Raw genomic sequence first — 26,576 nt, 5'->3', positions numbered from 1 at the left:
AGATCAGTTTCTGAAAAACATCCAGTGATCGCCATTCTCGGCGGGCTTTTCGGAATAGAAGAATTGCGGCGCGTCACACATGAAGTCATCAATGCGGATGGCAAAGTTGCACATATCCTTGTCGCCGATGATTTCATCCATGAATTCGATGCTGTTTTCCTGCCAACTCATGACAGGCGGTGCGGTTTCGTCATAGATGCACAGCGCATATTGTTCGGACTGTTTGAACGGAATGTAGCGGATTTCGCTTTGCGCCTTGCCGCCATGATTGGTCACAAACAACAAAGCAAATTGCGGTCCCCCGGGGCTGTCGAGATCCACCCAGCCTGCGATCCGGTCCACCACATCATCACAGGTAAAATCCCCGGTCAGCATCTGATGGCGGTAATTGCGCGCATATTGGCCGCCCTGAAAGCGCATCTCGGTATAAAGCTGCGCACTGGAAACCGGATCGGGTTTGCCATCGGCATTAAGCTCCCAAACGCCATCCTCATTTGGCGCGGTCTCGGTCGGGGCGTCATCTGCAAAGGCAGGATTGCCGGGCTGTGTGGCTATGAAAAGCGCACAGCTCATTGCCAATGCTTGCCAGATTTTCCGTCCCATCGCGCTTTTCCTTTGGTCCCAAACAGATCAGAATAGTAGCAGCAACAAAGCACAATTCGGCAAAAGATCAATCCCGATCAAACACCAACCTGCATTTGGCGATATCCCTGCGATCAGCTTATGCGAATACAGGATGGAATTGTGAAGTCACCCGTCGGCCGCGCCATCTGGTTTATTGAAAGTATGCTGGAAACCGAGCCCGAGCTTGAACTTGGCCGGATCGCCAATCATAGCGGCGTATCGCGCCATCATCTTGTTCGGGCCTTTGGCACCAGCACCGGGCTTTCCGTAATCCGTTACGTCCGTAAACGCCGCTTGAGCGAGGCGGCTAAACGGCTGTGTAATGGCACCGATCAAAACCACGGTATCCTGAGCCTGGCACTCGATGCCGGGTATAATTCGCACGAAGCCTTCACCCGGGCATTTCGCACGCAGTTCGGGATCACACCCGAAGCTGTGCGGACACAAAAATGCATCGAAAAGCTTGATCTTCAGGAGGCCATAACTGTGTCAGATGATTTGATCATTGATCTTAAAGCACCGCGCATCGAAACTCATGATGCGCTTGAAGTCGCCGGACTTTCAGCACGCTTTACTTTTGAAACCAATTCAACCATCCCGGCCCTTTGGCAGCGCTTCATTCCCTATATCGGCGAGGTCCCCGGCCAGATTGGCGGAGAAACCTATGGCGTTTGCTATAACGGCGACAATGAAGGCAGCTTTGACTATATGTGCGCCGTTGCCATCGCCGCATCGGCAGACCTGCCATCGGAGTTTAAAACCGTAAAGTTGCGGGCAGGAAAATACGCCGTTTTCCGTCACGAGGGACATATTTCGGGCATTCGGGCCACCTGTTACACCATCTGGAACAAATGGCTTCCGGAATCAGGGCATAGCGTCGCACCTGCCCCGGATTTCGAACGCTACAGTCCGGACTTCAATCCGGAAACCGGCAGCGGGTTTGTCGAAATCTGGATCCCGCTGGTCGGCTAATCCTGTCATCACAAAAAACTTAAAAGCCGCGCGGCAAGTGCCCACGCGGCTTTTTGTGTTTCCAGATCGTTTGCACCCTTTGCGAAACCGGCCACACCTGCCTATAACGTAAGGATAAACAATTCCGAGAAAAGGGAGCTTCCATGCCCAAGACCGACATGACACTTGATCGCATCAATGATCTGCTGACACGTGCGAAAAAGGCTGGTGCGGATGACGCAGATGCCGTCTATGTCGAAGGTACATCGCTTTCGGTTGCCCAGCGTCTTGGCAAAATGGAAAAGCTTGAACGTTCCGAAGGGGCCGATCTTGGCCTGCGTGTTCTGATCGGCAAGCAACAGGCTGTTGTTTCATCATCTGACACCAGTGACGCAGCCCTTAACGAGTTGGTCGAACGCGCTGTCGCCATGGCGAAAAACGCGCCCGAAGATCCTTATTGCGGCATTGCTGATCCGTCCGAACTTGCCGAGACATTTAACGTTGAAGCGCTTGAACTGTGCGAACCGGGCGAAGTTGATCAAGACAAACTGATCGAATGGGCCAGCGCGTGTGAAGAAGCTGCGCGCTCTGTCGAAGGCATCACCAATTCCGAGGGATCGGAAGCCGGTTGGGGCCGCCATCAGATCACGCTTGCCGCGACCAACGGTTTTGCCAATTCCTATGCCGGGTCCGGAAGCCACATTTCGGTCTCGGTTCTGGCTGGTACCGGCACGGCAATGGAACGCGACTATGATTACGACAGTGCGGTCTTTTCGACCGACCTGCGCGATCCGGTTGATATCGGTAAGAAAGCCGCAGAAAAAACGCTGCGTCGCCTGAACCCGCGCAAGGTCAAAAGCACGCAAGTTCCGGTGATCTATGATCCACGCGTTTCCGCATCCCTGGTTGGCCATCTTTCCGGTGCGATCAACGGATCGGGCATTGCGCGCGGCACCAGCTTCCTGATCGATGCGATGGGCAAGGAAATCTTTGCCCCGCATATCAATATTGTTGATGACCCGCACCGCAAACGCGGGCTTCGTTCCAAGCCGTTTGATGCCGAAGGTGTCGCCAATGAAAAGCGCTATCTGATTGAAAACGGCGTTTTGAAAACCTGGATCATGGATCTGCGTTCAGCCCGTCAGCTGGGTCTGAAATCAACCGGCAACGCATCGCGTGGTGCCGGAAGCCTGCCGGGTCCCTCGACCACCAACCTTTACATGGAACCGGGCACCATTTCGCCCGAAGACATGATCAAGGACATCAAATCGGGTCTCTATATCACCGAAATGATCGGCAGCAGTGTTAATGGCGTCACCGGTGACTATTCGCGCGGTGCGTCGGGCTACTGGATTGAAAATGGTGAGCTTGCCTATCCGGTCTCGGAGATCACGGTGGCTGGCAATCTGAAGGACATGTTCAAAACAGCCGTTCCGGCCAATGACCTGACCTTCAAATATGGTACGAACGCACCAACCATTCGCATTGATGGCCTGACACTAGCCGGGCAGTAACACCGCCAGATTGTCGATGCCTGATATTCAAAGACGCCCGGTTTTGTTAAACCGGGCGTCTTCTTGTTTGCTCGTGGTCCTACTGAGCCCAAAGGCTCAGCAAGCTTGATCAGGCTGCACGGATCGTGCTGACAAAGTTGTCGGTCGCCCCTTTAAGGGTGGTGAAGTTCTTTGACAGCATGCCAACAGCACTTAGGACGTCATTTGATGCTGTCCCCGCCTCGCTTACCGCATGCGAAACGGTCACGATGTTGGAACTGACCACCGTGGTGCCGGTTGCCGCCTGTTCGATGTTGAACGCAATTTCACGGGTTGCAGCGGATTGTTCTTCAACGGCTGAGGAGATCGCAGCAACAATACCTTCCATCTGATTGATGGTCTTGCTGATGCTCTCGATCTGGGCCGCAGCCGAACCGGTTCGTTGCTGCACATTTTCGACCTGGGCACGGATTTCGTTCGTTGCCTTCGCCGTCTGAGCCGAAAGATTTTTGACCTCGTTGGCGACAACGGCAAAACCGGCACCAGCAGCCCCTGCACGGGATGCCTCAATCGTGGCATTCAGGGCCAGCATATTGGTCTGATCGGAAATGTCGGAAATCAGTTTCAGAACATGATCGATGTTGTTGGATGATTCGATCAGTTCCTGCATGCTGACAAAGGTGTCCTTGGCCTGCTGGACAGCAGTTTTCGCAACCTCGGTCGAGAAGACAACCTGTCGGTTAATCTCCTCGATCGAGATATTCAGCTCCTCGGTCGCGGACGCCACCGAATGCACATTCCCACTGGCCTGTTCGGTTGCCGACGCGACAGCCGTGGTTTGCTCGGACGCGGCTTGGGCAATTTGTGACATGCCGTTTGCGGTTGCCTGCAACTCGACGGCGGCGGCTGCTACCGCTTCGATAATCTTGCCAACATTGTCGTTAAAGCTGTCCGCCGTCTGGTTCATGAAAGCACGCTGTTCTTCCTTGGTGCGGATTTCCTGCAGACGGGCTTCTTCTTCAAGCTGGTCATTGCGAATGGCATTGGCTTTGAACACCTCGACCGCAGATGCCATTTCGCCGATTTCATCCCCACGGCCGCGGCCCGGCACATCAACACTAAGATCATGATCAGCCAGTTTGCGCATTACCACCGAAATCGCGATGATCGGTTTGGACAGGCGGCTGCCCAGCATCCAGGCGATGAACATCCCCATAATCACACCCGCAAGTGACGCGATCAGGATTTCTTTTTCGGCCAGTAGGATTTCGCCAATGACCTTTTCAAAGATGCTGTGTTCGATCGTGGTCAATTCAGCACGAAGCGCCTCGGCATCAGCCGTGATTTCGGCCCCGGCCTGCTTCATGGACCCGTTGATGGTTTCGGCAATCGCCAATTCATCGGCACGGATCGATGTAAAGACTTCTCGATAATCCTTAAATACGGTTACAGCATCACTCAGAATGTCTTTGTCGGCATCAACCACCATGTAGGAATCAAGGTCCGCCAGAAGCGTTTCAAGCTTTGCGAACTCATTTGCCGTTTTATCGCCAAAACTATCATCCTGACGACCGATCAGAATATTGCTGTAAAGCCGTGCCAGAAGAGCATGCTCACGCGCAGCAACCGCTTTTTTGAGCATCTCGATATCGCCGCGCTCTTCGGCGTGACGCACAATCTCATCAAGATCGGCAACAACCTTGATCCCGTCTGGCTCCAGACGATCAAGGATCACCGCATGGTAACGATCCGAAAGCGTTTTGGCTGAAGCAAAGCTTGTCATATAGGCATCGAATGCTTCGGTCATATGGTGGATGCGGGCACGATAGTCGTCAGAGAGAAACCGTTCTTCCGCTTCGGCCATAAGCGGCGCGATTTCAGATGCGAGTTCAAAAACCCGATCGGCTTCTTCCTGATGACCCGTATTGGCGAATTCGCGCGCATGTGCGCTAAAGCGCAGGAAGCGACTTTCGATCTGGGCAACCAGAGCTGCCTCTTCGACATGGACGGCATATTCATCCACGTCATGTGAGACCTGTACAAAGCTGTAATAGGCAAATGCCAGTGCGGCGATCAAAACCGTAAGCACCGTGGCAAAACCCAAAAGGATTTTTGTACGGACGCGAAGATTGCCCAAAAAGCCATCGCCGGATGCACCAGCTGTTGCAACCATCATGATACATCACTCCAATACGCATCAGATCAAACATCAAGGTATGGGATCGCATCCTATACACTCGCTTAATGCTGCATCATCCCCATTTAGGGAGTGAATGCAGATCGTCAGACGGATTACGAATATGGGCTGCTGTCAAAATCACGATGGTCATACCTTAAAAGTCGACCTGTACCCCGTGTTAGCCCATTTAATGATGTGGTTATGATATGGCATTCTTAAAGGGGCTATAATCCTTATTTATCAAAACATTCTGATATTATATTTAGGTATATACATTAACTATTCGAAAGAGCACTTATTTGACTTTCCCGATCCTTACGACGGAGGAGTTGTCTTAAATCGTTCCAAAAAGTGGGCTACGGTCTGGTGATTGTTACCAATGGCGATAAGGATCGATCTTCTTGAAGGTCCATTGCTGAAATTAATACAATCATTGCTTGTAAAAGCAAAAGGGAAGCCCCTTATATTAAAGAACAAAAATAAACTGTGGGAGCGATCCAGTTTCTGGCGGTCGGTAAAATGAGTTTACCGTCCAGCTGTGTGTATTTGCGCGCAAGCCCGCGCACCTAGACATCGCTGGGTGATGCCGTCAGGAAGGGAGACACCTGTGTTTCGGATCGCATTCAAATTACCCGCTATTCTGACGTTGCTTGTGCTTTTGGCCGCAAGTGCCATTGGCGGCGTACTCAGTTTTCAGGCTTGGCAAACCCAAAAGCATTCGGTTGAGGAAAAGCTTCTTGCGCTGACAGAAGCCCGTGAAGCAGCACTGTCGGATTATCTGACATCCATTCTCGAAGATTTGGTCCTTTTGGCCAACAGCCCCTTCACCCATCAAGCACTGGCAGCGTTTTCGGCCGGTTGGAATGATCTTGGCACAGATCAGACAGAAACCCTCAAACAACGCTATATCGAAGACAACCCCAACCCATTGGGTGAAAAGCATCTTCTGACCGATGCCGGGGATGGATCGGTCTGGAGCGAGGCCCACCGCACCTATCATCCCTATCTGCGCGAAGTGCTGGAACGGCGCGGCTACTATGACATTTTCCTGTTTTCGCCCGATGGAAAGCTGATTTACAGCGTTTTCAAGGAACAGGATTTCGCAACCGACTTCATTGATGGCCCGTGGGCAAGCACCGATCTTGGCAAAGCGTTTCGTGGGGCAATGGATAAGGCAGCCCTGATTGGCGAGTCTGGTGACGCACGCCTGACCTTCCACGACTTCAATCCCTACGCGCCAAGTTATGATGCCCCGGCAAGTTTCATTGCCACCCCGATCATGGGCGAAGATGGCAAGGCCGAAGGTGTGCTTGCCTTCCAGATGCCGATTGATCGTATCAATCAGGTGATGCGTGTATCGGCTGGTATGGGTGAAACCGGCGAAACCTATATCGTTGGCAAGGACCTTTTGATGCGCAGTGCATCACGGTTCTCCGAAGAATCCACTGTCCTTAAAACCAAGGTAACGCCCGACACTGCAAGCCGCGCGCTGGAAGGCCAGAATGGCGTCCTCGAAATCCTCGATTATCGCGGGATTCCGGTCATCTCCGCCTATAGCCCGCTTGAATTCCTTGGCACCAACTGGGCCGTGATCGGCGAAGTCGACAAGGACGAAGCCATGGCACCGGTCAAGGATGCGATGCTCCATACCTTGGTCGTGGTTCTGGTCGTGGTTGGCGTTGGTGTCGGTTCGGGCCTTTTGTTTGCCCGATCCATCACAGGTCCCATTAACAAGATTGTCAAAAACCTTGGGGATTTGGCATCGGGTAATCTTTCCACAGATGTATTCGGGACAGGCCGTCGTGACGAAATCGGCGACATTGCCGAAACGACGGAGGTGTTTAAACAAAACATGATCCGCAATCAGGACATGGAACTTGCAGCCAAAGTTGCCGAACAACGCGCGGCCGAGGAAAAACGAAGCCATATGAATGCCCTTGCCGACCAGTTCGAAAGTTCGGTCGGATCCATCGTTCGCGTTGTTGCCGCCGCCGCAAGCGAACTTGAAGCTGCGGCCCAAACCCTGACCGCAACGCTTGAGGAAACCAACAGTCAGGCCGGGACGGTATCGGCCGCGGCAACACAAGCCAGTGCGAATGTCGAAACCGTCGCCACCGCCTGCGAAGAAATGGCAGCATCGGTGCGCGAAATCGGCATGCAGGTTAGAACCGCTGGCGAGATCACCGACAATGCCGTACGTAATGCCGATAGCACGCGTGAAACCGCCGAAGGACTGGCCGCCTCGGTCGAGGAAATTGGCAATATTGTTGGCCTGATCCAGGAAATCGCCGAACAGACAAACCTTCTGGCGCTTAATGCCACGATTGAGGCCGCACGCGCTGGCGAAGCTGGCAAAGGATTTGCCGTTGTTGCCTCCGAGGTTAAAAACCTTGCCAATCAAACGGCAAACGCCACAGACAGCATCACAAGCCAGATCGATAAAATTCAGGCCGTAACGCAAACCATGGTCGCGGCGGTTACCGATATCAGTGGTGTGATTTCACAAAGCCATCAGACATCTGCCGCGATCTCATCTGCGGTTGAACAACAAGACGCCACCACAGGAGAAATCGCACGAAACATCGCACAGGCGGCTGCTGGCACCAGTGAAGTTTCCCATGCGATTATCGAAGTCAACACAGCCGCCAACGAAGGTGGTGCCGCCGCTGAACAGGTCCTGACCAGCGCGCGGGAACTGGCCCATTCTGCCAACAAGCTCGGCAAAGAGGTTGATGCCTTTATCGCAACGGTGCGGGCGGCTTAACGGCAAGCCCAGTTATTCTTGCGCTACATAACATGCCCTCGGCAGAGAACATCTGCCGGGGCTTTTCTTGCCTAGATTTCCTGTTTGAGCACGATGGATGTTCGCACTTCCAGACAGGCTGGCAACAGTGCGACCGCATCGCGCAACGCATTCAGGCGCTCGGCGTTATCAACCCGAACTTCGACAATCATGTCGGGATCACCGGCCAAGGAAAAACAGCCACGCACTTCGGAATAACCCGAAAGATGTTTCACCACATCATGGGCTGGTGTGTGCTTTAAGCGCACAAACAAAAAGGCCGATAAACCGGCTTCTGACCCGGGATTGATTTTGACCTCATAGCCGGTGATGACACGATCCGCTTCAAGCTTTTCCAACCGATACCGGATGGTCGAACGGGCAAGACCGGTTTTGGCCGCAATGCCCTTTAAACTCTCGCGGCCATCGGCACGCAGAACCTGCAATATTTTCTGATCGGTATCATCAAGATGGCGCATCAAAATCCCCACTGACCACATCACCCCAGATTATCAGCATGCGCCATAAAATCCAATCTTTGGCCATAATGGCGAAAGTATTGGCCAAATCACAAACCTAAACTGGCATCAGACTTCACCGCAACGAGTGCCAGACAATGCCCCAAAATAACTTCCACAGCTTTAGCGAACAGCAGGCCAGTGACCTTTTCGCCCAGCATTACGGGATCACCGCTACTGCCAGTAAACTGCCCGGCGAACGCGATCAGAATTTTCACATGAAGGCTGAGGACGGATCACAGTTCGTTTTCAAAATCCATGACAGCAATGCGGATGCAAGCTGGTTGGCGGCCCAGGATGCCGTTCTGGGCCATATCGCGAGATCGGGGGTTTTCCCTGTCCCCGCCATGATCCCCGCCAAGGATGGCGAGACCACCACGGCGATGACGGACCCGATAGGCAACATCCGTTTTTTACGTGCGCTTAGCTGGATTGACGGCACCGTTTGGGCCAAGGCGCGTGAAGATCACGATCTTGATTTTGCCCAGATCGGAACATTGTTGGGGCAGCTTGATCTTTGCCTGTCTGGTTTTGATCACCCCGCCGCCCACCGCGAATTTCTCTGGGATATCGCCCAAACGCCCCAACATCGTGAATTCGCCTTGATGATCACGGATGACACCCTTCGCGCCCAAGCCATCACCATCCTTGATCATTTTGAAACCGACATTGCCCCACGCCTTGACCGCACCCCACGGCAGGTCATTCACAACGATGCCAATGACTATAACCTTCTGGTCGATGAAAACCTGACCATCAATGGCTTGATCGATTTTGGTGATTTCATTGCCACGCACAGGATCTGCAACCTGGCTGTGGCACTGGCCTATGTGATGATGGATCAACCCGATCCCGTCGCACGCGTCATTGATGTCATCACGGCCTATCACCGCGCCAATCCGTTGCAAGAGGATGAGGTTGCTATCCTCTATGACCTGATCCGTTGCCGCCTGGCACAAAGTGCGTGCATGGCAGCCCAGCAATATGCCCGCGAACCGGATAATGACTATCTTCTGATCAGTCAGAAGGGCGTTACCGATCTTTTGAACCGGATGGAGGCGTTTAATCCTGCCATCATTCAGTATCGCTTCCGTGATGCCTGCGGCATGGAGCCCTACCCGGGATCACGCAAGCTGGTGAACTGGCTGACCGCAAATGCGCATGCCATCGGCCCGGTTTTGGACATGCCCATGACACCTGAAAACCTGCATGTGGTTGACCTGAATGGTTTGTCGCTGGATCAGGATGGAAAGCTTCGCGAAGCTGGTATTGTCACCGATGCGATTTTCAGTTCGATGACCGAAGCCGGGGCCGAAATCGGTGTTGGCAAATACCTTGAGAACCGCAAAGTTTACCAAGGTCCATTCTTCGAAACCGCTACCAAGGGTGAATGGCGCAGCCTGCATCTTGGCATTGATCTGTTTGTGCCCGATCAAACACCAATCTATACCCCGCTTGATGGCACGGTCGTTATATCAAACGACAATGCGCGCGACTTTGATTATGGCCCGATCATCATCCTTGAACATGTCACCGACGACGGGCAAAAATTCTTCACCAAATACGGTCATCTCAGCCGCACGTCCCTGCCGCTGAGCCCGGTTGGTAAAGCGATCAAAAAGGGTGAACTGGTGGGGTATGTCGGCCCCTATCCGGAAAACGGCAACTGGGCACCGCACCTGCATTTCCAGATCATGACCGATCTTGTCGGAATGGGCGCAGATATCTGTGGTGTTGCAGCACCAAGCGAATCCAATGTCTGGAGCAGCATCTGCCCCAACCCCAACCTGATGCTGGGCATGGCGATTGATTGCCAGGACATTGTCGAACGCGCACCCGTGCAAATCCGATCAGAACGGACCCGCCATCTAAGCCCGAACCTTAGTCTGTCTTATAAAAAGCCGCTGAAGATGGTGCGGGGTGAAGGCCAGTATTTGTTTACCGATAGCGGGGAAAAGTACCTCGATATGGTCAATAATGTTTGCCATATCGGCCATTCCCATCCGCGTGTGGTATCAGCTGCAGCCAAGCAGGCGGCCGCGCTCAACACCAATACACGTTACCTACACGACAATATCGTCAATTACGCCAATGAACTTCTGGCGACCTTCCCCGATCCGCTTTCGGTTTGTTTCTTTGTTAATTCCGGCAGTGAAGCCAATGATCTGGCACTTCGGTTAGCACAGGCCAATAGCGGGCGCCGGGAAATGTTGATTGTTGATCATGCTTATCACGGCAATCTGACATCACTTATCGACCTCAGCCCTTATAAGTTCAATCGCAAGGGCGGCAAAGGCTGCCCGGATCATGTCAAAATCTGCCGGATGCCGGATGGCTTCCGAGGACCGGTCAAATCAAGTGATCCAGCATGCGGATCGAAATATGCCGACCTTGCCATTGAGCAACTCCGTGCATTTGAAGCCGAAGGTCGTCCGCCCGCTGCGTTCATTGCAGAGTCCGTTTTGGGATGCGGCGGGCAGGTTGTCCTGCCGGATGGTTATCTGGCCAAGGTTTACGATGCTGTGCGCGCATCTGGCGGGCTTTGCATCGCTGATGAGGTTCAGGTCGGCTTTGGTCGTGTCGGCAGTCACATGTGGGGCTTTGAGCTGCAAGACGTGGTGCCCGATATCGTCACGCTAGGCAAACCGATCGGCAATGGTCATCCATTGGGGGCCGTGATCACGACCCGCGAAGTCGCCAATGCGTTTCATACCGGTATGGAATATTTCAATACCTTTGGCGGCAACCCGGTTTCCTGCGCGATTGGTCGCGAAGTGCTTCATGTCATTCGCGATGAACGCCTGCAGTCCAATGCCAAACTGGTCGGCGATTACATGATGGACGAACTGCGTGCCATGGCGCCGCAGTTTGATCTGATTGGTGAAGTGCGCGGTGTTGGGTTGTTTATCGGCATTGAGCTGGTCGAAGATAAAGTTACGCTCGAACCTGCAACATCGAAGGCCGGTCAGATCGTCAATCTGATGAAGGACCGCAACATCCTGCTTTCTACCGATGGTCCGCTTGATAACGTGATCAAGATCAAGCCGCCAATCACCTTTGACATGGATGATGCCAAAACTTTCCTGACATGCTTTGCCGAGTGTATGGCGATCATTTCAGCCTGATCAAACCACCCCGATGTAGCCCAAGGCGACATCGGGGTACTTCTTATTCGGCGGTCAGTTGCAACAATGGTTTGTTGCTCTCCGCTTCACCCGCATCCGCACCATTACACTGTGCAGCATAAAGATGCGGCACCATCAGACGCACCGGATAGGGTGACAGGCTGATCTCACAGGGCAGTTTTCCTGCACTTTCGCCATCAATCTGAAGCGGTGCCGGGCCGCAATGGCTGGTGATTGTCAGGCGTTCGGTGCTGACGACCGATACATCGCTTTGCGCATGCAGGCGATTTAACGTCAATGCCAATCCATAGCGCGACAACGCGCCAATGCTATTGCCCGGCATCAGTACAACATCGAGCATGTTGGACGTCAGTTTTGCGTCGGGCGAAATCACGAACGCACCGCCATAATGCTTTGCATGCGTCGCAACCACCCCGGCAACCCGGTAGTTTTCCCGGCCGATATTGACCTCGAAATCACGGTGGCGCGGGAACAGGATGTTGCGCATCCCTTCAAGAACGTACGCGCCCTTGCCGATCATGCGCTTCAGACGCAGGGACACATTGGCAACCGTATCGGCATCCGCCCCCATTCCGACCATCAGGAAAAATGCCCGGCCATTCACAAGCCCCGGCCGCACCCAGACCATGCCGGGGTTGTTGATATAGGCGGCAATCGCGCGCGCCTTGATTTCAAGCCCGACTTCGACCGCAAGGACATTTGCCGTGCCAAGCGGGATAATCCCCAATGGCGGGACTTCGTGCCCGTCGATCTGGGCATCAAGCAACCCGTTAAGCGCCTCATTAAGAGACCCGTCACCACCGGCAACAAACAGGCGCTGATGAGCACGCACCTTGCGTGCAAGTTCGCGGGCATGGCCGGGATGGGTGGTCTGTAACAATTCCACCCTGGTTCCGGCATGTTGCAGAATTTTGGACAAAAACCGCTGTTTGTTGCCCCCCGCGCGCGGATTAAAGATCACAGTCACATCGGTATGGGTCATTTAAACAAAGTTCCGAAATAAAACGGAAATAAATTATTCATGCGCTCTACCATATGAAAGAAAACATGTAACAGTTGCTTTACAGAACCGCGAAATTTCTGTGAACGGGTTATATAATCGCGCGTTTTATTTTAAACGGATACTGGTTGGGGACAGCATCCGGCACCAATAACCGTCGGGTTCCAGCCATCCTTTTGGCAGGATACGGAGGAGCGGCAATGACAGCGATGACGCTGCAACCGCATTACCGCACGGTCTGGATTTCAGACGTCCATCTGGGGACACGTGGATGTCAGGCAGATCTTCTTTTGGATTTCCTCAATGAAGTAACAGCAGACACCTATTATCTGGTCGGTGACATCATCGATGGATGGCGGCTCAAGAAAAGCTGGCATTGGCCGGAAAGTCACCACGCTGTTATCACGACAATCATGGATAAGGCCAAGAATGGCGCCAAAGTCATCTTTATCCCCGGCAACCATGATGAATTTGCCCGCGAATTTGTCGAGATGACCTTTGCCCATGTGGAAGTCAAAATGAATGACATCCACGAAACGGCAGATGGCAAACGCCTTTTGGTCATTCATGGCGATGAATTTGACGGTGTTGTCAAATATGCCAAGTGGCTGGCCTATCTTGGGGATACGGCCTACAACCTCGCGATCGCACTCAACCGTTACTATAACGGCGTTCGCCGACGTCTCGGTTACGGGTATTGGTCGCTTTCGGCCTATCTTAAAAACCGGGTCAAAAACGCGGTTCAGTTCATCTGCAATTTTGAAAATGCCGTCGCCCACGAAGCCGCCAAACGCAAGGTGGATGGTGTTGTTTGCGGCCACATCCACCATGCCGAAAAGCGCATGATTGGTGACGTGCTTTATTGCAATGATGGTGACTGGGTTGAAAGCTGTACCGCCCTTGTCGAAGACATAGATGGCAAGCTTGAACTGCTTCATTGGGCGGAAATGCGCCAGTTGGCCATGACCCATTCCAGTGCCGGCCGTGACGCGGCAACTGCCCCGTCGCTTGGTCTTGGCAAATTGATTTCCATGTTCCGTATCGCCCACGCTTCGGGCACGTCCGCATCGAACACGTCGAAAAAACGTAATGATGCACCGATTGGAAAGACTGCATGAAAATACTGATCGTAACCGATGCCTGGTATCCGCAGGTCAACGGTGTTGTCCGTACCCTTGAAACCGTACGCGGCGAGCTGGGCGAGATGGGACATGACGTTCATGTCATCTCGCCCGATCAGTTTAAAACCATCCCCTGCCCGACCTATCCGGAAATCCGGCTGGCCCTGTTTGCCAAACGCAAAATGGCCAAAATGATCGAGGCCCTGCATCCGGTTGCAATTCATATCTCGACCGAGGGGCCTTTGGGTCAGGCTGCGCGCGCCTATTGCCTGAAACGCGGCATTCCATTTTCGACCGCTTATCACACGCGGTTCCCGGAATATATCCATGCCCGCTGGCGCCTGCCGCTTTCGATCCTGTATCGCGGCATGAAGCATTTCCACGGCAAATCGCAATCGGTCATGGTCGCAACCGAAACACTTCGTCAGGAGCTGTCCGATTGGGGATTTGGCAATCTGCATATCTGGTCGCGCGGCGTGGATCTTGATCTGTTCCGGCCGCGCCCGGAGGCAAGCTTTGGCGATTTTCCAAAACCGCACTGGTTGTTCGTTGGCCGGGTCGCGGTTGAGAAGAATATCGGCCATTTCCTTGATCTTGATTTGCCCGGCACAAAATTCGTGGTTGGCGATGGCCCGCAATTGGCCGAGCTTAAAGGCAAATATCCAAATGCCCAGTTCCTGGGTAAAAAGATCGGCGAAGAATTGGCAACCGCCTTTGCCGCGGCTGATGTCTTTGTCTTCCCCAGCAAGACCGACACCTTTGGCCTTGTGATCCTAGAAGCCTTGGCATCGGGCACCCCGGTTGCTGTCTTCCCGGTTCAGGGACCAGCCGACATTGTGCGCGATACAAAGGCCGGCGCGATCGATGCCGATCTTCGCGAAGCTGCAATGGCAGCGCTTGAGCTTAAAAGCGAAGATGCCCGCGCCCTTGCCGAACAATATAGCTGGCGCAACTCCGCCAATCAGTTCCTGCACAATCTGGCACCGTTTTCCGGTGGGTTTGACGGGATTGAGGCGATCCGCATTTCGGTTGATGATGCCGCGCGTGCGGCAAAGCTCGCCCGCGGAAACTCGCACAGTGAGGAAGGGGCCGAAAGTGATGATGCCCTGACCGCACCAGTTGGCCAACCTGCGCAATAGCGCGGGTTGGCTTTACTCGCGTCAGCTGCTTGGGAATATCAAGCCTGATATAGGCTTTTACGCAGCGTGCGATAGGCCCAAAGGCCATTTAGTGCGTCGGTGCCGAGCCAGCGTCGGAATGGCCGCAGGATCAAGTAAACCGGGCGCAACAATCGAATGACCTTGCGCAATGGGACAAGCTGCGGTGCATTGTTGCCAGCTGCTGCGACATATGCCTGCCAGCCCGCGCGCAGAAGTTCCGGGCGTTTTTTAAACTCACGCTGGATTGAAAAGACAAACAACAGAATGTCACGCGCCTGCGCATCAACAATGGGCATCCGCGCATTGGGGTCTTCTTCAAAATCGATAAAGCCGATTTTCCCGTCATCACGGATCGTCATGTTACGCAGAAGCGGTGCGCCATGCGCCAATCCCGATTCGTGCAAACCGGCCAGCGCGGTACCCGCATCAATCACGCGGTTCTTAACCGCCCCCTCATCACCCTTATGAAGGTCTTCGTCAATTAGGGTCTGCAGGATACCGCCATTATCGCCAATCGCGATCCAGTTCTCACCGACATCAATCAGATCAGGGACCAGAATACCCAATGCACTGAGTTTGCGAAGCACGGCTGCTTCGCTTTCCAAGCCTTCCTTGCCTCCCGGCGAGACGGTTGGGCGCAGCATTGGAATGCCGGTGATGTTGGCACCAAATCTTTGCAGACGATGCCAGACTTTCTGCTTTGCCGGAACGGCCTGCTTCACCCAGATACGTCGATTTTCCCAGCGCAGCGCAAAGACGCGCGCGCCAACGCCCTGGGCTATTGTATGTTCGACAAGTGCGTGCAGTTGCTCGTTCATTATTTTGTCTTATATGTCGCAGTTGGCAATCTGCTGAGACGCAGACCATTTTTGTGTCCGTGAAACGTCGTCAGTTGCTTGCCGCCCATGTCCGAGCGTGCTAGCAACAGCGCGTATCTTTAAATCTTATTATGATGCCGTATCCATATAGATAGTATCAGTTCGATACAATCTGGAAATGGCAAAGAAGGCCGGGATCAGATCATTGCCAAAGAATTCGTTGGATCATACCGCAGAACATTGGGCTACCTGGCCATTGGTCAAGCGTATCGTCCAGGATGCGGTTGCGCCTTATTTTGGCAAAATCCTACTTGCTTTGATGTGCATGGCCCTGATGGCTGGTGCGACGGGTTTGTATGCATTGCTGATGGACCCGATCATCAACGATGTCTTCATCAATAAACGTGAAGACATGCTTGTTCCCGTTGGTGCTGCGGTTCTTGGCTCTTTCGCGCTTAAGGGCTTTGCGAACTATGGCCAGACCGTTTTGATGAGCTATGTCGGTGGTCGTATCCTCGCCGACATTCAGAACCGCCTTTACGAACACGTGATCCGGCTTGATATCGGCTTCTTCCATAGCACCAATACCGGGAAACTGATCACCCGCTTTACAAACGACATCACTGCGATGCGTGCCGCGGTTTCAAGCTCCCTGACCGGGTTTGGCAAAGACCTTCTGACGGCTGCCGTTCTGATTGGCGTGATGTTCTACAAAGATTGGCTGCTTGCGATCATCGCCTTTACCGTATTCCCGGCTGCAATCTATCCGATTGCGCGTCTTGGCAAACGCATGCGCAAGGTATCAGCGAATACGCAGCAGCAGATTGGCGAATTCGCAACGCTGCTTGAGCAGACTTTCCAGGGCATTCGCCACGTCAAAGCCTATGGCATGGAGCCCTATGAATGCTCCCGCATGGGGCGGATTGTTGAAACGGTCTTCAAGCTGAGCTTCAAGGCACAAACCGTCAGTGCCCGGTCGTCCCCCATCATGGAAACATTGGGTGGCGCTGCAATTACGGCCATCATCATTTATGGCGGCAGCCGCGTGATTGACGGCGCAAGTGATCCGGGCAGCTTCTTTGCCTTTATCACGGCACTTCTTCTGGCGTATGAGCCCGTAAAGCGTCTGGCAAACATAAACATCACCCTTCAACAGGGTCTTGCGTCTTCCCAGCGTGTATTCACTGTTCTGGACATTGAGCCGGAAATCAAGGATGCCCCGGACGCAACTAAACTCGCGGTCAAGGGTGGCAACGTTAAGTTCAACAATGTTGCCTTTTCCTATAGCCCGGAAATCGCCGCCCTTCGCGATATCGACCTTGATATCACGGCAGGTGAAACCGTGGCCCTTGTCGGCCCGTCGGGTGCAGGTAAATCAACGATCCTCAACCTGATCCCGCGTTTCTATGACATTGATAGCGGTGCGATCACGATTGACGGTCAGGATATCCGCAACGTCACACTCGATAGCCTGCGCAAGGCAACAGCCCTTGTCAGTCAGGAAATCACCCTATTTGACGATACGGTGCGCGCTAACATCGCCTATGGCCGGGCCGGTGCGACGGATGCAGAGATCGAAGAAGCCGCACGCAATGCCGCTGCGCATGAATTCATCGGTCAGCTTGAACATGGCTATGACACCATCGTTGGTGAACATGGTGTGAAGCTTTCCGGTGGTCAGCGTCAGCGCATTGCGATTGCTCGTGCGATGCTTAAAAACGCACCGATCCTGCTGCTCGACGAAGCAACATCCGCCCTTGATACGGAATCAGAACGCCATATTCAGGGTGCTCTGACCGAACTGATGAAGGGCCGCACAACGCTTGTGATTGCACACCGTCTGTCGACGATTGTTGATGCAGACAAAATCTGCGTGATTGCCAATGGCCGGGTGACCGAGCAAGGCAAGCACGAAGAATTGCTTGCACTTGGAGGGGCTTATGCGAACCTCTATAACTTGCAATTCTCTGAAGAAAACGGAAACTGATCCGGGCAATTTCGGGATTATCAGGCGTGCAGTGGCATAAACGGATCATCAAAAGCGACACCATGCGCAGCACATTGTGCTGGCTTGCAGCGACTTATGTGCGCCTAATCCGCGTTACAGGACGCTGGCGCACCGAAGGCGGTGATCATCCCGCCCACTACCTGACAGAGGGCAAACCTTTTGTCGTTGCGTTTTGGCATCAACGCCTTTTGATGATGCCCTATACATGGCGTTCGGTAGGTGGCGATCGACCTTTTAACATGCTGATATCATCACATCGCGATGGCGAGATTATCTCACGCACGGTCGCCCAGTTTGAGATCAAGACCATCGCCGGTTCAACAGGCCAAGGCAAAGGTGGCGCCGCTGCTCTGCGCCAGATCCTGAAAGCTCTCAAGGCTGGCGAAGTTGTTGGCATGACACCCGATGGTCCACGTGGTCCGCGCATGCGCGCGTCCGACGGCGTCATTCAGGCGGCCCGAATGGCAGGTGTTCCCATTTTCCCACTGACATACTCGTCTTCGCGGCGGAAAGTGTTTCGCAGTTGGGACCGCTTTGTCCTGCCGCTGCCGTTTTCCAGCGGTGTTTTTCACTGGGGCGATCCGATCTTTGTTGATCGCAAACTCGATGAAGCAGGCCTTGAAGCCAAACGTCTTGAGCTTGAAAACGCCCTGACCCGCCTGACGCAAGAAACCGACAGCGCCCTTGGATTGGAAATCATTCCGCCTGCTGGCCCGGATGAGCTGCCCAAACAAAAACGTTCAGCAATGGCTGCGGCGGGGGAAACTGGCAAATGAGCCTGTTTTACGCCTATCGCGCGGCAACCCGCCTGCTTGGCCCGGTTCTTCATCTTTATCTCAATCGTCGTAAAAAACGCGGCAAGGAAAATGCCGGACGGATTGGCGAACGTTTTGGCCATCCAAATGCCGTACGCCCAAAAGGCCACCTTGTCTGGATCCATGGGGCGAGTGTCGGTAAATCCCTATCCGCCCTTCCGGTGATTGATGCCCTTCGCAAACGCTATCCGACTGTGTCGATCCTGGTCACCACCGGGACTGTCACATCGGCTGAATTGATGCATGCCCGCCTGCCCGAAGGGGTCATTCATCAGTTCATTCCGATTGACCGTCAAGTCTGCGTTGCGCGTTTTCTGCATCACTGGAAACCTGATGCTGCGCTTTGGCTTGAAAGCGATCTTTGGCCGAACATCCTGACCAAAGCGCAAAAGGCAGGCGTCAAGCTGGCCCTTCTGAACGGTCGGATTTCGGAAAAAAGCTTTAAGGGCTATTCCCGTTATCCATCCTTCATTCGCCCGGTGATCAGTGCCTTTGATGTTGTCCTAACGCAAACCGATGAAGAACTGGACCGCTTTAAAAGCCTCGGCGCGAATGATGTCAAAACCGTTGGCAATCTGAAGTTTGCGGCACCGCCGCTACCCGCTGACGAGCCAGAGCTTGCCAAACTGCGTAGCCAAATTGGCGAACGTCCGGTCTGGTTGGCATCAAGCACCTTTGACGGCGAAGAACGGATTGCCGGTGACATTCACCGTAAACTGGCCCCTAATCATGCGGGCCTTTTAACCCTGATCGTTCCGCGCCACCCCAATCGGGCCGATGACATTAAATCGGATTTGATCGCCCAAGGCCTTCAGATCGCGCGCCGCAGTCGTGGCCATGACATCACGCCGGGAACCGATATTTATCTGGCCGACACGATTGGCGAACTTGGCCTGTTTTATCGCATCGCACCGATTTGCTTTATGGGCAAAACCCTGTGCGCAACTGGCGGACAAAATCCACTTGAACCGGCCCGTCTTGACTGCGCGATCCTGCATGGCCCGGATATGAGCAACTTCGCCACCATCAGTCAGGAAATGCTGGCAGCTGGCGCGTGCCGCCCCGCATCCGATGCAGAAGACCTTGGTCGGCAGGTCGCGGCCCTTCTGCGCGATCCGGCCACCACGCAAAAGATCGCCAAGGCCGGCTTGGCCTATGCCAATTCAAAGGCCGAAGTCCTTGATCGCACCCTTGATGCCCTGCGCCCGCTGATGGCCGCAAAGGATATCAAGGAGGCGGACGATGCGTGATCCGGACTTCTGGCGCAAAGACGGGATCGTTCCCAAGCTGCTCAGCCCGCTTTCCATGTTGTGGCGTGCCGGAACCTGTGTTCGGACACTGACCACCACCGCACGCCATCCCGGCTGCCCGGTATTTTGCGTCGGCAATTTCACGGTTGGCGGTGCCGGCAAAACCCCGACGGCTGTTGCTCTGTTTGATCTTCTGACAAGCCTTGGCCGAACACCGCATTTCGTTAGCCGCGGTTATGGTGGGTCGATTATCGGCCCGCATCAGGTCGACGCCAAGCGTGACACGGCTGAAAAGGTCGGCGATGAGCCACTTTTGCTGGCAAAGCATGGCCCGGTCTGGATTTCACGCGAACGGTCTCTTGGCGCGGAAATGGCGCGTGATGCCGGTGCTGATGCGATCATTCTTGATGACGGTCTGCAAAACCCGTCCCTGATCAAGGATTGCAGCTTTGCCGTGATCGATAGTCGCTATGGCATTGGCAATGGCCGCGTCATGCCTGCGGGACCGATGCGTGAACCGCTGATGACCGGGCTTGAAAAGGTCCGTGCGATCATCCTGATCGGCGATCAAACACCCGATTTCATCGCAAACCTTCCGGCATCGGTGCCTGTGCTTCGTGCTCAGGTGAATGCGACCAACGGATCAGACTTCGCCGGCAAACGTGTTTTCGCCTTTGCCGGGATCGGACGGCCTGAAAAGTTTTATGCCAGCCTTAAACAGACTGGTGCAGATATGCTTCAAACCCGCGACTTTGCCGATCACCATCCGTTCAGCGATCAGGAACTTGCAGAGCTTCGTACTGCCGCGCGCAACATTGATGCCGCCCTTGTAACCACGGAAAAAGACCTGATGCGCTTGCCATCGGATCGTCGCGACGGCATAAGCAGTCTCGACATTCATCTGGTGTTTGATGCGCCAGACCAGCTTGCCCAGATTGTGAAATCAGTACTTGCCGATGGATAAGAACAGCCAGCTCTATAAGACCCGCCAGAAATATATCTCCCACCCGCTTCAGGGATTTGGGGCGTATCTGGTCTATTGGCTCTTTGCCTTGATGCCAGTCGATATGGCGTCAAACTTTGGCGGTTGGCTTTTGCGCACCATCGGCCCCAAGGTTGGCCAGTCAAAGAAAGCGCGCAACAACCTTGTCCGCGCGTTCCCGGAAAAATCCGAAACCGAGATTGATGCGATCATTACCGGCATGTGGGAAAATCTTGGTCGGTCGGCTGGTGAAATTCCCCATATCCACAAGATGAAACCGGGCGGCGAGCGTATTGAAATTGTCGGGGCCGAACATGCCTTGGTCACCAAGGACGATGGCAAGCCGGGTCTGTTCTTCACCGGTCACATCGGCAACTGGGAAGTGTCGATGTGCATCGCCAGTGTCCTTGATATGCATATGATGAGTGTTTATCGCGCCCCGGATAATCCGTGGGTCGATAACCTGTTCATGCGTGCTCGCAAAACCTTCAAGGGTGAACTGGTCCGCAAGGGCCCCGATGGCGCGCGCAAGCTGACCCGCTTTATGAAAGACGGTGGTCATGCCTGCATGCTGGTCGACCAAAAAATGGCAGATGGCATTGCCGTTCCGTTCTTTGGTCGCGATGCCATGACCGCACCGGCATTGGCGCAATTTGCCATCAAATATGACGCACCGATTATCCCGGTCCGTGTGGAGCGTATCAAGGGTGCCAACTTCCGCATGACATTTTATCCGGCCCTTGATGTTGCAAAGACCGGGAACCGTCATGACGACATTCTGGCGATCATGACCGAAGTGAATGCGACGCTGGAATCCTGGATCCGTGAACGCCCTGAACAGTGGCTTTGGGTCCATCGTCGCTGGCCGAACTAAGCCATCCGTAATTGGCCGAACTGGCATTAACCGAATAAGAACCCTGTTCGCGCACACTCGCGTTTCGGACAATCATAAACGCTTTCCGGAGCTGCCTTTTCTTGCGCCGCGTTCTGATCATTTTAAGCCTTATCCTTGCCGGGTCGGTCTTCATCGCCTGGCCAACGATGGCGTTTGATCATGAAGACGACAAAATCAAGCAATCAGCCCGCGACATCCGCGTTCAGGTCGCCGATCTGGATCAGCAATTGCGCGAACATTTGCGCAAAGCACTTGAAGAATTTGGTGAACGGTCCGTTGAATGCGGCGAAGATCAATCACGTAAAAGCCTTTCCGAATGCGTTGAAGTTGACGCATCCGACCTGACGCAAACGACCATCACCGTCGCAACATCTGGCCCGGATGAAGAAGACTTTCTCGGTGATTTGTCTGATACCGAAGAACGCTTTGCGCTTTTCACCGATAAGATGAACCGCGCTAATGACCTTCTCGCGCGTGCAGGGGCGAAGCTTTACATGAAAAGCTTGGACGTCGCCCCGGAAATGGATCAGCTGCGCCGCGATGTGATTGTCCATGTGGAACGCAAACGCGCCAATGACCTTCGCACCAAGCAGGCATTGCTGATTGCCACCATCGTGCTGGTCCTGATGGCCATTTTCTCACTGATCTTCATGGTCATTCAGCGCTTCAGATAAGAACGTCGCCTAGTCGTCTTCACGTTGGCCAATGATTTGATTGCCATTGCGGCGCGCGTCACCAACCGCTGAAAACTTCAAACCATCCCGGCTGACTTTGGCGGCATGAACCCCGCCAAAGAACATGTCTTCGCTTTCCCAACGCTGTTGATTGTCCAAGCTCAAGCCATCAAGCAACGCATCGTCAAAGCCCGGCTCCACCGACAGCAGGTTATCCTCAACATGCAAACGTGGGGCAGCAACAGCACCATGAAGCGTCATGTCAAACGCATCCATGTTCAAAAACACCTGAAGCATCGTCGATCGAATGCGGTTTGATCCCCCCGATCCCAACGCCACTGATGTCCCATCATCGCCAAGATAAAGGGCGGGCGTCATCATCGACGTCATCCGCACCCCACAGGGCCATAAATGAAAACCATCTGGCGAAAGATCGGCTTCGCCCAGCATATTGTTCATCATGATCCCGGTCTGCGGCACAATCCGCCCGGACGATGACCCGTTTGAAATGGTCGCAGATGCAAGATTACCAGCTTCATCAACAACGGAAATATGGGTGGTGCCATTCTGGCTCAGTGGACGTTCACCAATCATCAGCCGATACCGTTCACACAGCTCATCGGCCAAAATCGCCGAGGTCGCGCCATATTCACCGCGCACCAGCCCGGTGGCGTGAATGATCCGCGAAATGGCCTCAAGATGTCTTGCAGACCCAAATGCCCCCAACGACATTTCACGCGCAAGCTTTAGGCCGAACCCGACCAGAACCCCACCCGATGCCGGTGGCGGGTTAAGGATGAAGCGCCCCTTGCGCCCGCCAACCAGTAGCGGATCACGTACCAAAACCCGATAGGCAGCCAAATCTTCGGCTGTCAGATATCCGCCAAATTCCTGACATTCGCGGATCAGCGCATGACCAAGATCACCGTGATAAAATCCATCCGCCCCAGTCCGCACCAAATAGGAAATGCTCTCGGCTAGATCGGGCTGTAAATGAAGATCGCCCTCACCAAGCAACGCAAAACAATCTTCTTGCGTTTGACCGGGCTTGCCATAAACAGCGCGACTATCGGGCGAAAACGCCAGAAGCGGCTCAACAATCCCCATCACATAGCGTTGAAACGCATCAAGTTTGATGCCATCACGCGCGGCAATGATCGCCGGTTCGGCGAGCTGCGCCATGGGAAGCTTGGCCAAGTCATCGTGGACTTTGAAAAGTCCCGCAACCACGCCCGGTGTCGCCACCGATCCATAACCGCCATGGAATTCCTGGGTTACGCCACCGGCAAAGGTCGCAAGCCTGCTTTCAAATTCCAGATCTTCGCGCGGGCGTTTTTCAAGCGGAGTTTCAACAAAGAAATCATAAAGCTTCGGCGGTTGACCAGCAGGCCGCGCCATCACAAAGCCACCACCGCCAAGGGAAGCCAGAACCGGTTCTGCCACACAGGCCGCCCACATGGCGGCAATCACCGCATCAAAGGCATTGCCACCTTCATCAAGCACACGGGCAGCCGCACGGGCAGTGACATCATGTCCGGCAGCAACGGCTCCGTGCGTCTTCATGGCATGCGTTTCCCATCAATTATTGGCGTTTGCCGCCTTTTGTGCTTCTTCCATCGGCGGCACCAGCAACTGGGCATCCACCCGTGCCGCACCGACATTGATCCGCCAATCGAGATGCGGTCCCGTTGCCCGACCAGATTCACCGATCTTACCGATCACATCGCCTTGCCGGACCACATCGCCAACTTTCACATCAATTTCCGACAGATGCAAAAAGGCCGACACCATGCCAAGGCCGTGATCAATAAAAAGCGTCGCGCCAGAGAAATACATATCTGGATGCGCCAGCGTCACGATCCCGTCAGCTGGTGCAACCACCGGCGTTCCGGTTGGCATGGCAATGTCTACTCCCCAATGTGGGGCGCGCGGTTCACCATTCAAAATTCTTTGTGACCCGTAAACACCGCTGATCGGCCCAAGAGCCGGCCAGATAAAGCCGTCTTCAAGGAAGTTTTCGGTAAATCGTTCGGTGCGCGCTTCGCGGGCCTGTCGGGAATCATCCTTGATCCGTTCCATCACGGCAGGATCGGGCGTCACCATTTTTGGCGGCAATCCATCAATCCGCTGAATGTTGAATTCACGATCGCCGATGTCATAGGCAAAGCTTTCAACACTGCCGTCTACATGCTTGATGCTGAGTTTTGCCGGACCTTCATAATCGCGCGGGAAACCAAGGATGAAGCGTCCGTCTGGCGCGATGGTATCGATCACCTCATCATCAAGCAGAACTTCGGCACCCGCATCGGTTTGCCCGAAGACGATCCCGCCCTGAACAAATTGTCCCTGATAGGTCGGCTCGGCCGCCTGCGCGGTCAGGCTTGCTGTCAAAATCCCGGTGGCCGCCAGAAATGTGGTGATTGCCAAACGCATTACAGAAGGCTCCCTTGCCTGTCATCGTCCTTGGGACGTGGATTTTTCTTCTTCGCCGGTTTTGGTTTGGCCGGTGTTTCGGGCATTGCTGTGGCGGTATCCGTCGCAGTCGTGGTTGGCTGGGTCACATTGACACTTGATGGCGAGATGGCAACACCTTCGCCCGCCGTCACCCGCGTAACACCATCCCCCATTTCAAGATCATAGCTCTGCCCGGCAAGGATATCGGCCGATTTACCCACCAGATTGCCCGCGCCATCACGCACCACGGCAAAGCCGCGCTTCAGAACATTGCGGTATGAATAGCTTTCCAGCAACCGGTCATAACGCGCCAATCCTTCTGCCTCACGCGACAGGGTGTTTTTCACAGCCGCCGTCATGCGCGCCCCCAGATCAATGATCTGCTTTTCCGAGCGCGCAACGTCGCGTTTGGCATCAGACGGGCGCAATCCGGCGACCGCGCGATCAAGGCGGGCTTGCTGCGTCTGAAGGGCGGATTTCATCGCCCCATCCAAACGCAAGGCCGCATTTTCCAAACGACCCCGTTTTTCTGAAAGCTGCTCACGCGGGCTGACCAGTCGCGCGCTTGCTTCATTCAACCGTGCACGGGCTTGCTGGGTAACATTCACCGCTGAACGCGGCAAACGATCGGCCCAGTTATCAAGTGTCTGGCTGCGTTCTTCAAGCATCCGCCTAGGATCACCAAGACCACGCGCAAGGCTTTCAAGGGCTGTTTTCTTTTCAAAACCAAGACGGCGCACAGCTTGGGTCAGGCGCAAGCCATCCTCTTCGACCTGACCAATCAAATCCATGCGCACAGGCACGGCCTTTTCCGCGGCCCCCGTCGGGGTCGGTGCGCGCAGGTCAGAGACAAAATCAATCAGCGTGGTGTCAGTCTCATGCCCGACGGCCGAAATCACCGGAATGTCGGATTCAGCCACCGCACGCGCAACGACTTCTTCGTTAAACGACCAAAGGTCTTCAAGCGATCCACCGCCACGCGCGACGATCAAAACGTCCGGGCGCGGGATTTGGCCATAAGGCAAAAGATTGTTAAAGCCACGCACGGCTTCTGCCACCTGCTCGGCCGCACCCTGGCCCTGCACCAGGACTGGCCATAACAAAACCCGGCGCGGGAAACGATCGCGCAGACGATGCATGATATCGCGGATGACGGCGCCGGTCGGCGATGTGACAATACCAATGACATTGGGCAGGAACGGGATCTGCTTTTTGCGATCAGGATCAAACAGGCCTTCGGCAGCCAGCTTCTTTTTGCGTTCTTCCAGAAGCTTTAAAAGCGCGCCTTCACCGGCGACTTCCATGCTTTCAATGACGATCTGGTATTTCGAACGGCCCGGGAATGTCGTCAGACGCCCGGTGACGATGACTTCCATCCCATCTTCGGGCACCAGACCAAGCTTGGATGCCTGCCCGCGCCAGCAGACACCATCAATGACCGCTTGTTCGTCCTTGAGTGCCAGATACATATGCCCGCTGGATGCACGTTTGAACCCGGAAATCTCGCCGCGTACCCGGACAAAGGAAAAGGCATCCTCGACCGTCCGTTTAAGCGCATTGGACAGATCGGAAACCGAAAATTCGGGACTATTTCCCGATTTTGCAGGGGTTTCGGGAACCGGGGCGTAAGGGTCGAACAAATCTTGCGTCATCAAGGGCACTTTATGCTAAAAGCCCGCTTAAATCATATGGCGGGATGAACTTTG

Annotated in this window: 20 protein-coding genes; 12 read left to right on the top strand and 8 right to left on the bottom strand. The window is 54.2% G+C overall.

Annotated features, from left to right (window positions below; translation table 11 throughout):
- Positions 1 to 3: 3 nt before the first annotated feature.
- Positions 4 to 603 carry a hypothetical protein gene (locus ACMZ66_RS09730; RefSeq protein WP_416936819.1) on the bottom strand — a complete coding sequence of 200 codons (600 nt, stop codon included), beginning with the start codon at positions 601 to 603 and terminating at the stop codon, positions 4 to 6.
- A gap of 141 nt (positions 604 to 744) precedes the next feature.
- Here ACMZ66_RS09730 and ACMZ66_RS09725 point away from each other — a divergent pair, with 141 nt between their 5' ends.
- Together ACMZ66_RS09725 and ACMZ66_RS09720 are read left to right on the top strand one after the other, a co-directional pair.
- The gene (locus ACMZ66_RS09725; protein WP_416936818.1) at positions 745 to 1,596 is read left to right on the top strand and encodes an AraC family transcriptional regulator; all 852 of its coding nucleotides are present in this window, start codon (positions 745 to 747) and stop codon (positions 1,594 to 1,596) included.
- A 143-nt stretch (positions 1,597 to 1,739) separates the two neighbouring features.
- Entirely contained in the window at positions 1,740 to 3,089 is a 1,350-nt protein-coding gene (locus tag ACMZ66_RS09720; protein ID WP_416936816.1) for a TldD/PmbA family protein, read from the top strand.
- Positions 3,090 to 3,198: 109 nt separating this feature from the next.
- Here the strand turns inward: ACMZ66_RS09720 and ACMZ66_RS09715 are convergent, their stop codons facing one another.
- Complete coding sequence (locus tag ACMZ66_RS09715) at positions 3,199 to 5,244, bottom strand: methyl-accepting chemotaxis protein (RefSeq protein ID WP_416936814.1); 2,046 nt, start codon at positions 5,242 to 5,244, stop codon at positions 3,199 to 3,201.
- Positions 5,245 to 5,854: 610 nt separating this feature from the next.
- On the opposite strand from ACMZ66_RS09715, the gene ACMZ66_RS09710 reads away from it, so the two are divergent.
- Positions 5,855 to 8,011 carry a methyl-accepting chemotaxis protein gene (locus ACMZ66_RS09710; protein ID WP_416936812.1) on the top strand — a complete coding sequence of 719 codons (2,157 nt, stop codon included), beginning with the start codon at positions 5,855 to 5,857 and terminating at the stop codon, positions 8,009 to 8,011.
- A gap of 71 nt (positions 8,012 to 8,082) precedes the next feature.
- On the opposite strand, the gene ACMZ66_RS09705 is transcribed toward ACMZ66_RS09710, so the two are convergent.
- Positions 8,083 to 8,508 (bottom strand): Lrp/AsnC family transcriptional regulator, encoded by a 426-nt coding sequence (locus tag ACMZ66_RS09705; RefSeq protein ID WP_416936811.1) that lies wholly within the window; start codon positions 8,506 to 8,508, stop codon positions 8,083 to 8,085.
- 137 nt (positions 8,509 to 8,645) lie between these two features.
- Here ACMZ66_RS09705 and ACMZ66_RS09700 point away from each other — a divergent pair, with 137 nt between their 5' ends.
- Positions 8,646 to 11,672: an aminotransferase class III-fold pyridoxal phosphate-dependent enzyme gene (locus ACMZ66_RS09700; protein ID WP_416936809.1), complete on the top strand. Its 3,027-nt coding sequence runs from the start codon at positions 8,646 to 8,648 to the stop codon at positions 11,670 to 11,672.
- 43 nt (positions 11,673 to 11,715) lie between these two features.
- On the opposite strand, the gene ACMZ66_RS09695 is transcribed toward ACMZ66_RS09700, so the two are convergent.
- Positions 11,716 to 12,675 carry a diacylglycerol/lipid kinase family protein gene (locus tag ACMZ66_RS09695; protein ID WP_416936808.1) on the bottom strand — a complete coding sequence of 320 codons (960 nt, stop codon included), beginning with the start codon at positions 12,673 to 12,675 and terminating at the stop codon, positions 11,716 to 11,718.
- Between the two features lie 218 nt (positions 12,676 to 12,893).
- On the opposite strand from ACMZ66_RS09695, the gene ACMZ66_RS09690 reads away from it, so the two are divergent.
- Both ACMZ66_RS09690 and ACMZ66_RS09685 read left to right on the top strand, forming a co-directional pair.
- Positions 12,894 to 13,811, top strand: coding sequence for a UDP-2,3-diacylglucosamine diphosphatase (locus ACMZ66_RS09690; RefSeq protein ID WP_416936806.1), 918 nt, complete (start codon positions 12,894 to 12,896; stop codon positions 13,809 to 13,811).
- On the top strand, positions 13,808 to 14,953 hold the full coding sequence (locus tag ACMZ66_RS09685) for a glycosyltransferase family 4 protein (protein ID WP_416936804.1): 1,146 nt from the start codon (positions 13,808 to 13,810) through the stop codon (positions 14,951 to 14,953). The genes ACMZ66_RS09690 and ACMZ66_RS09685 overlap by 4 nt, the downstream gene beginning before the upstream one ends.
- Before the next feature lie 38 nt (positions 14,954 to 14,991).
- On the opposite strand, the gene ACMZ66_RS09680 is transcribed toward ACMZ66_RS09685, so the two are convergent.
- Complete coding sequence (locus tag ACMZ66_RS09680; RefSeq protein WP_416936802.1) at positions 14,992 to 15,792, bottom strand: hypothetical protein; 801 nt, start codon at positions 15,790 to 15,792, stop codon at positions 14,992 to 14,994.
- Between the two features lie 178 nt (positions 15,793 to 15,970).
- Between ACMZ66_RS09680 and ACMZ66_RS09675 the strand changes: the two genes are divergently transcribed.
- From ACMZ66_RS09675 to ACMZ66_RS09650, 6 genes are all read left to right on the top strand, one after another.
- Positions 15,971 to 17,779, top strand: coding sequence for an ABC transporter ATP-binding protein (locus tag ACMZ66_RS09675; protein ID WP_416936800.1), 1,809 nt, complete (start codon positions 15,971 to 15,973; stop codon positions 17,777 to 17,779).
- 26 nt (positions 17,780 to 17,805) lie between these two features.
- Complete coding sequence (locus tag ACMZ66_RS09670; RefSeq protein ID WP_416936798.1) at positions 17,806 to 18,576, top strand: lysophospholipid acyltransferase family protein; 771 nt, start codon at positions 17,806 to 17,808, stop codon at positions 18,574 to 18,576.
- Positions 18,573 to 19,865: a 3-deoxy-D-manno-octulosonic acid transferase gene (locus tag ACMZ66_RS09665; protein ID WP_416936796.1), complete on the top strand. Its 1,293-nt coding sequence runs from the start codon at positions 18,573 to 18,575 to the stop codon at positions 19,863 to 19,865. Before ACMZ66_RS09670 ends, ACMZ66_RS09665 begins: the two co-directional genes overlap by 4 nt.
- The gene (lpxK, locus tag ACMZ66_RS09660) at positions 19,858 to 20,829 is read left to right on the top strand and encodes a tetraacyldisaccharide 4'-kinase (protein WP_416936794.1); all 972 of its coding nucleotides are present in this window, start codon (positions 19,858 to 19,860) and stop codon (positions 20,827 to 20,829) included. The genes ACMZ66_RS09665 and lpxK overlap by 8 nt, the downstream gene beginning before the upstream one ends.
- On the top strand, positions 20,822 to 21,721 hold the full coding sequence (locus ACMZ66_RS09655) for a lauroyl acyltransferase (RefSeq protein ID WP_416936792.1): 900 nt from the start codon (positions 20,822 to 20,824) through the stop codon (positions 21,719 to 21,721). Before lpxK ends, ACMZ66_RS09655 begins: the two co-directional genes overlap by 8 nt.
- A gap of 101 nt (positions 21,722 to 21,822) precedes the next feature.
- On the top strand, positions 21,823 to 22,416 hold the full coding sequence (locus tag ACMZ66_RS09650) for a hypothetical protein (protein WP_416936790.1): 594 nt from the start codon (positions 21,823 to 21,825) through the stop codon (positions 22,414 to 22,416).
- A 9-nt stretch (positions 22,417 to 22,425) separates the two neighbouring features.
- Here the strand turns inward: ACMZ66_RS09650 and ACMZ66_RS09645 are convergent, their stop codons facing one another.
- The 3 genes from ACMZ66_RS09645 to xseA are packed head-to-tail and all read right to left on the bottom strand — an operon-like array spanning position 22,426 to position 26,522.
- The gene (locus ACMZ66_RS09645) at positions 22,426 to 23,979 is read right to left on the bottom strand and encodes a gamma-glutamyltransferase family protein (RefSeq protein WP_416936788.1); all 1,554 of its coding nucleotides are present in this window, start codon (positions 23,977 to 23,979) and stop codon (positions 22,426 to 22,428) included.
- 15 nt (positions 23,980 to 23,994) lie between these two features.
- A complete protein-coding gene (locus ACMZ66_RS09640; protein WP_416936786.1) occupies positions 23,995 to 24,849 on the bottom strand; it encodes a M23 family metallopeptidase in 855 nt (284 codons plus the stop codon).
- On the bottom strand, positions 24,849 to 26,522 hold the full coding sequence (xseA, locus tag ACMZ66_RS09635; protein WP_416936784.1) for an exodeoxyribonuclease VII large subunit: 1,674 nt from the start codon (positions 26,520 to 26,522) through the stop codon (positions 24,849 to 24,851). The genes ACMZ66_RS09640 and xseA overlap by 1 nt, the downstream gene beginning before the upstream one ends.
- Positions 26,523 to 26,576: the final 54 nt, after the last annotated feature.

It is taken from the genome of Thalassospira sp. (assembly GCF_048059015.1).
In the GTDB taxonomy this organism is placed as follows: Bacteria; Pseudomonadota; Alphaproteobacteria; order Rhodospirillales; family Thalassospiraceae; genus Thalassospira.
Note: the sequence above shows the minus strand (reverse complement) of the source record. Positions and strands in the feature narration are given on the sequence as shown.

Coding starts and splice junctions, on each gene's coding strand:
- ACMZ66_RS09730 (WP_416936819.1), bottom strand. CDS start 603: ATGGGACGGAAAATCTGGCAAGCATTGGCAATGAGCTGTGCGCTTTTC.
- ACMZ66_RS09720 (WP_416936816.1), top strand. CDS start 1,740: ATGCCCAAGACCGACATGACACTTGATCGCATCAATGATCTGCTGACA.
- ACMZ66_RS09715 (WP_416936814.1), bottom strand. CDS start 5,244: ATGATGGTTGCAACAGCTGGTGCATCCGGCGATGGCTTTTTGGGCAAT.
- ACMZ66_RS09705 (WP_416936811.1), bottom strand. CDS start 8,508: ATGCGCCATCTTGATGATACCGATCAGAAAATATTGCAGGTTCTGCGT.
- ACMZ66_RS09700 (WP_416936809.1), top strand. CDS start 8,646: ATGCCCCAAAATAACTTCCACAGCTTTAGCGAACAGCAGGCCAGTGAC.
- ACMZ66_RS09695 (WP_416936808.1), bottom strand. CDS start 12,675: ATGACCCATACCGATGTGACTGTGATCTTTAATCCGCGCGCGGGGGGC.
- ACMZ66_RS09690 (WP_416936806.1), top strand. CDS start 12,894: ATGACAGCGATGACGCTGCAACCGCATTACCGCACGGTCTGGATTTCA.
- ACMZ66_RS09685 (WP_416936804.1), top strand. CDS start 13,808: ATGAAAATACTGATCGTAACCGATGCCTGGTATCCGCAGGTCAACGGT.
- ACMZ66_RS09680 (WP_416936802.1), bottom strand. CDS start 15,792: ATGAACGAGCAACTGCACGCACTTGTCGAACATACAATAGCCCAGGGC.
- ACMZ66_RS09675 (WP_416936800.1), top strand. CDS start 15,971: ATGGCAAAGAAGGCCGGGATCAGATCATTGCCAAAGAATTCGTTGGAT.
- ACMZ66_RS09665 (WP_416936796.1), top strand. CDS start 18,573: ATGAGCCTGTTTTACGCCTATCGCGCGGCAACCCGCCTGCTTGGCCCG.
- lpxK (WP_416936794.1), top strand. CDS start 19,858: ATGCGTGATCCGGACTTCTGGCGCAAAGACGGGATCGTTCCCAAGCTG.
- ACMZ66_RS09655 (WP_416936792.1), top strand. CDS start 20,822: ATGGATAAGAACAGCCAGCTCTATAAGACCCGCCAGAAATATATCTCC.
- ACMZ66_RS09645 (WP_416936788.1), bottom strand. CDS start 23,979: ATGAAGACGCACGGAGCCGTTGCTGCCGGACATGATGTCACTGCCCGT.
- ACMZ66_RS09640 (WP_416936786.1), bottom strand. CDS start 24,849: ATGCGTTTGGCAATCACCACATTTCTGGCGGCCACCGGGATTTTGACA.
- xseA (WP_416936784.1), bottom strand. CDS start 26,522: ATGACGCAAGATTTGTTCGACCCTTACGCCCCGGTTCCCGAAACCCCT.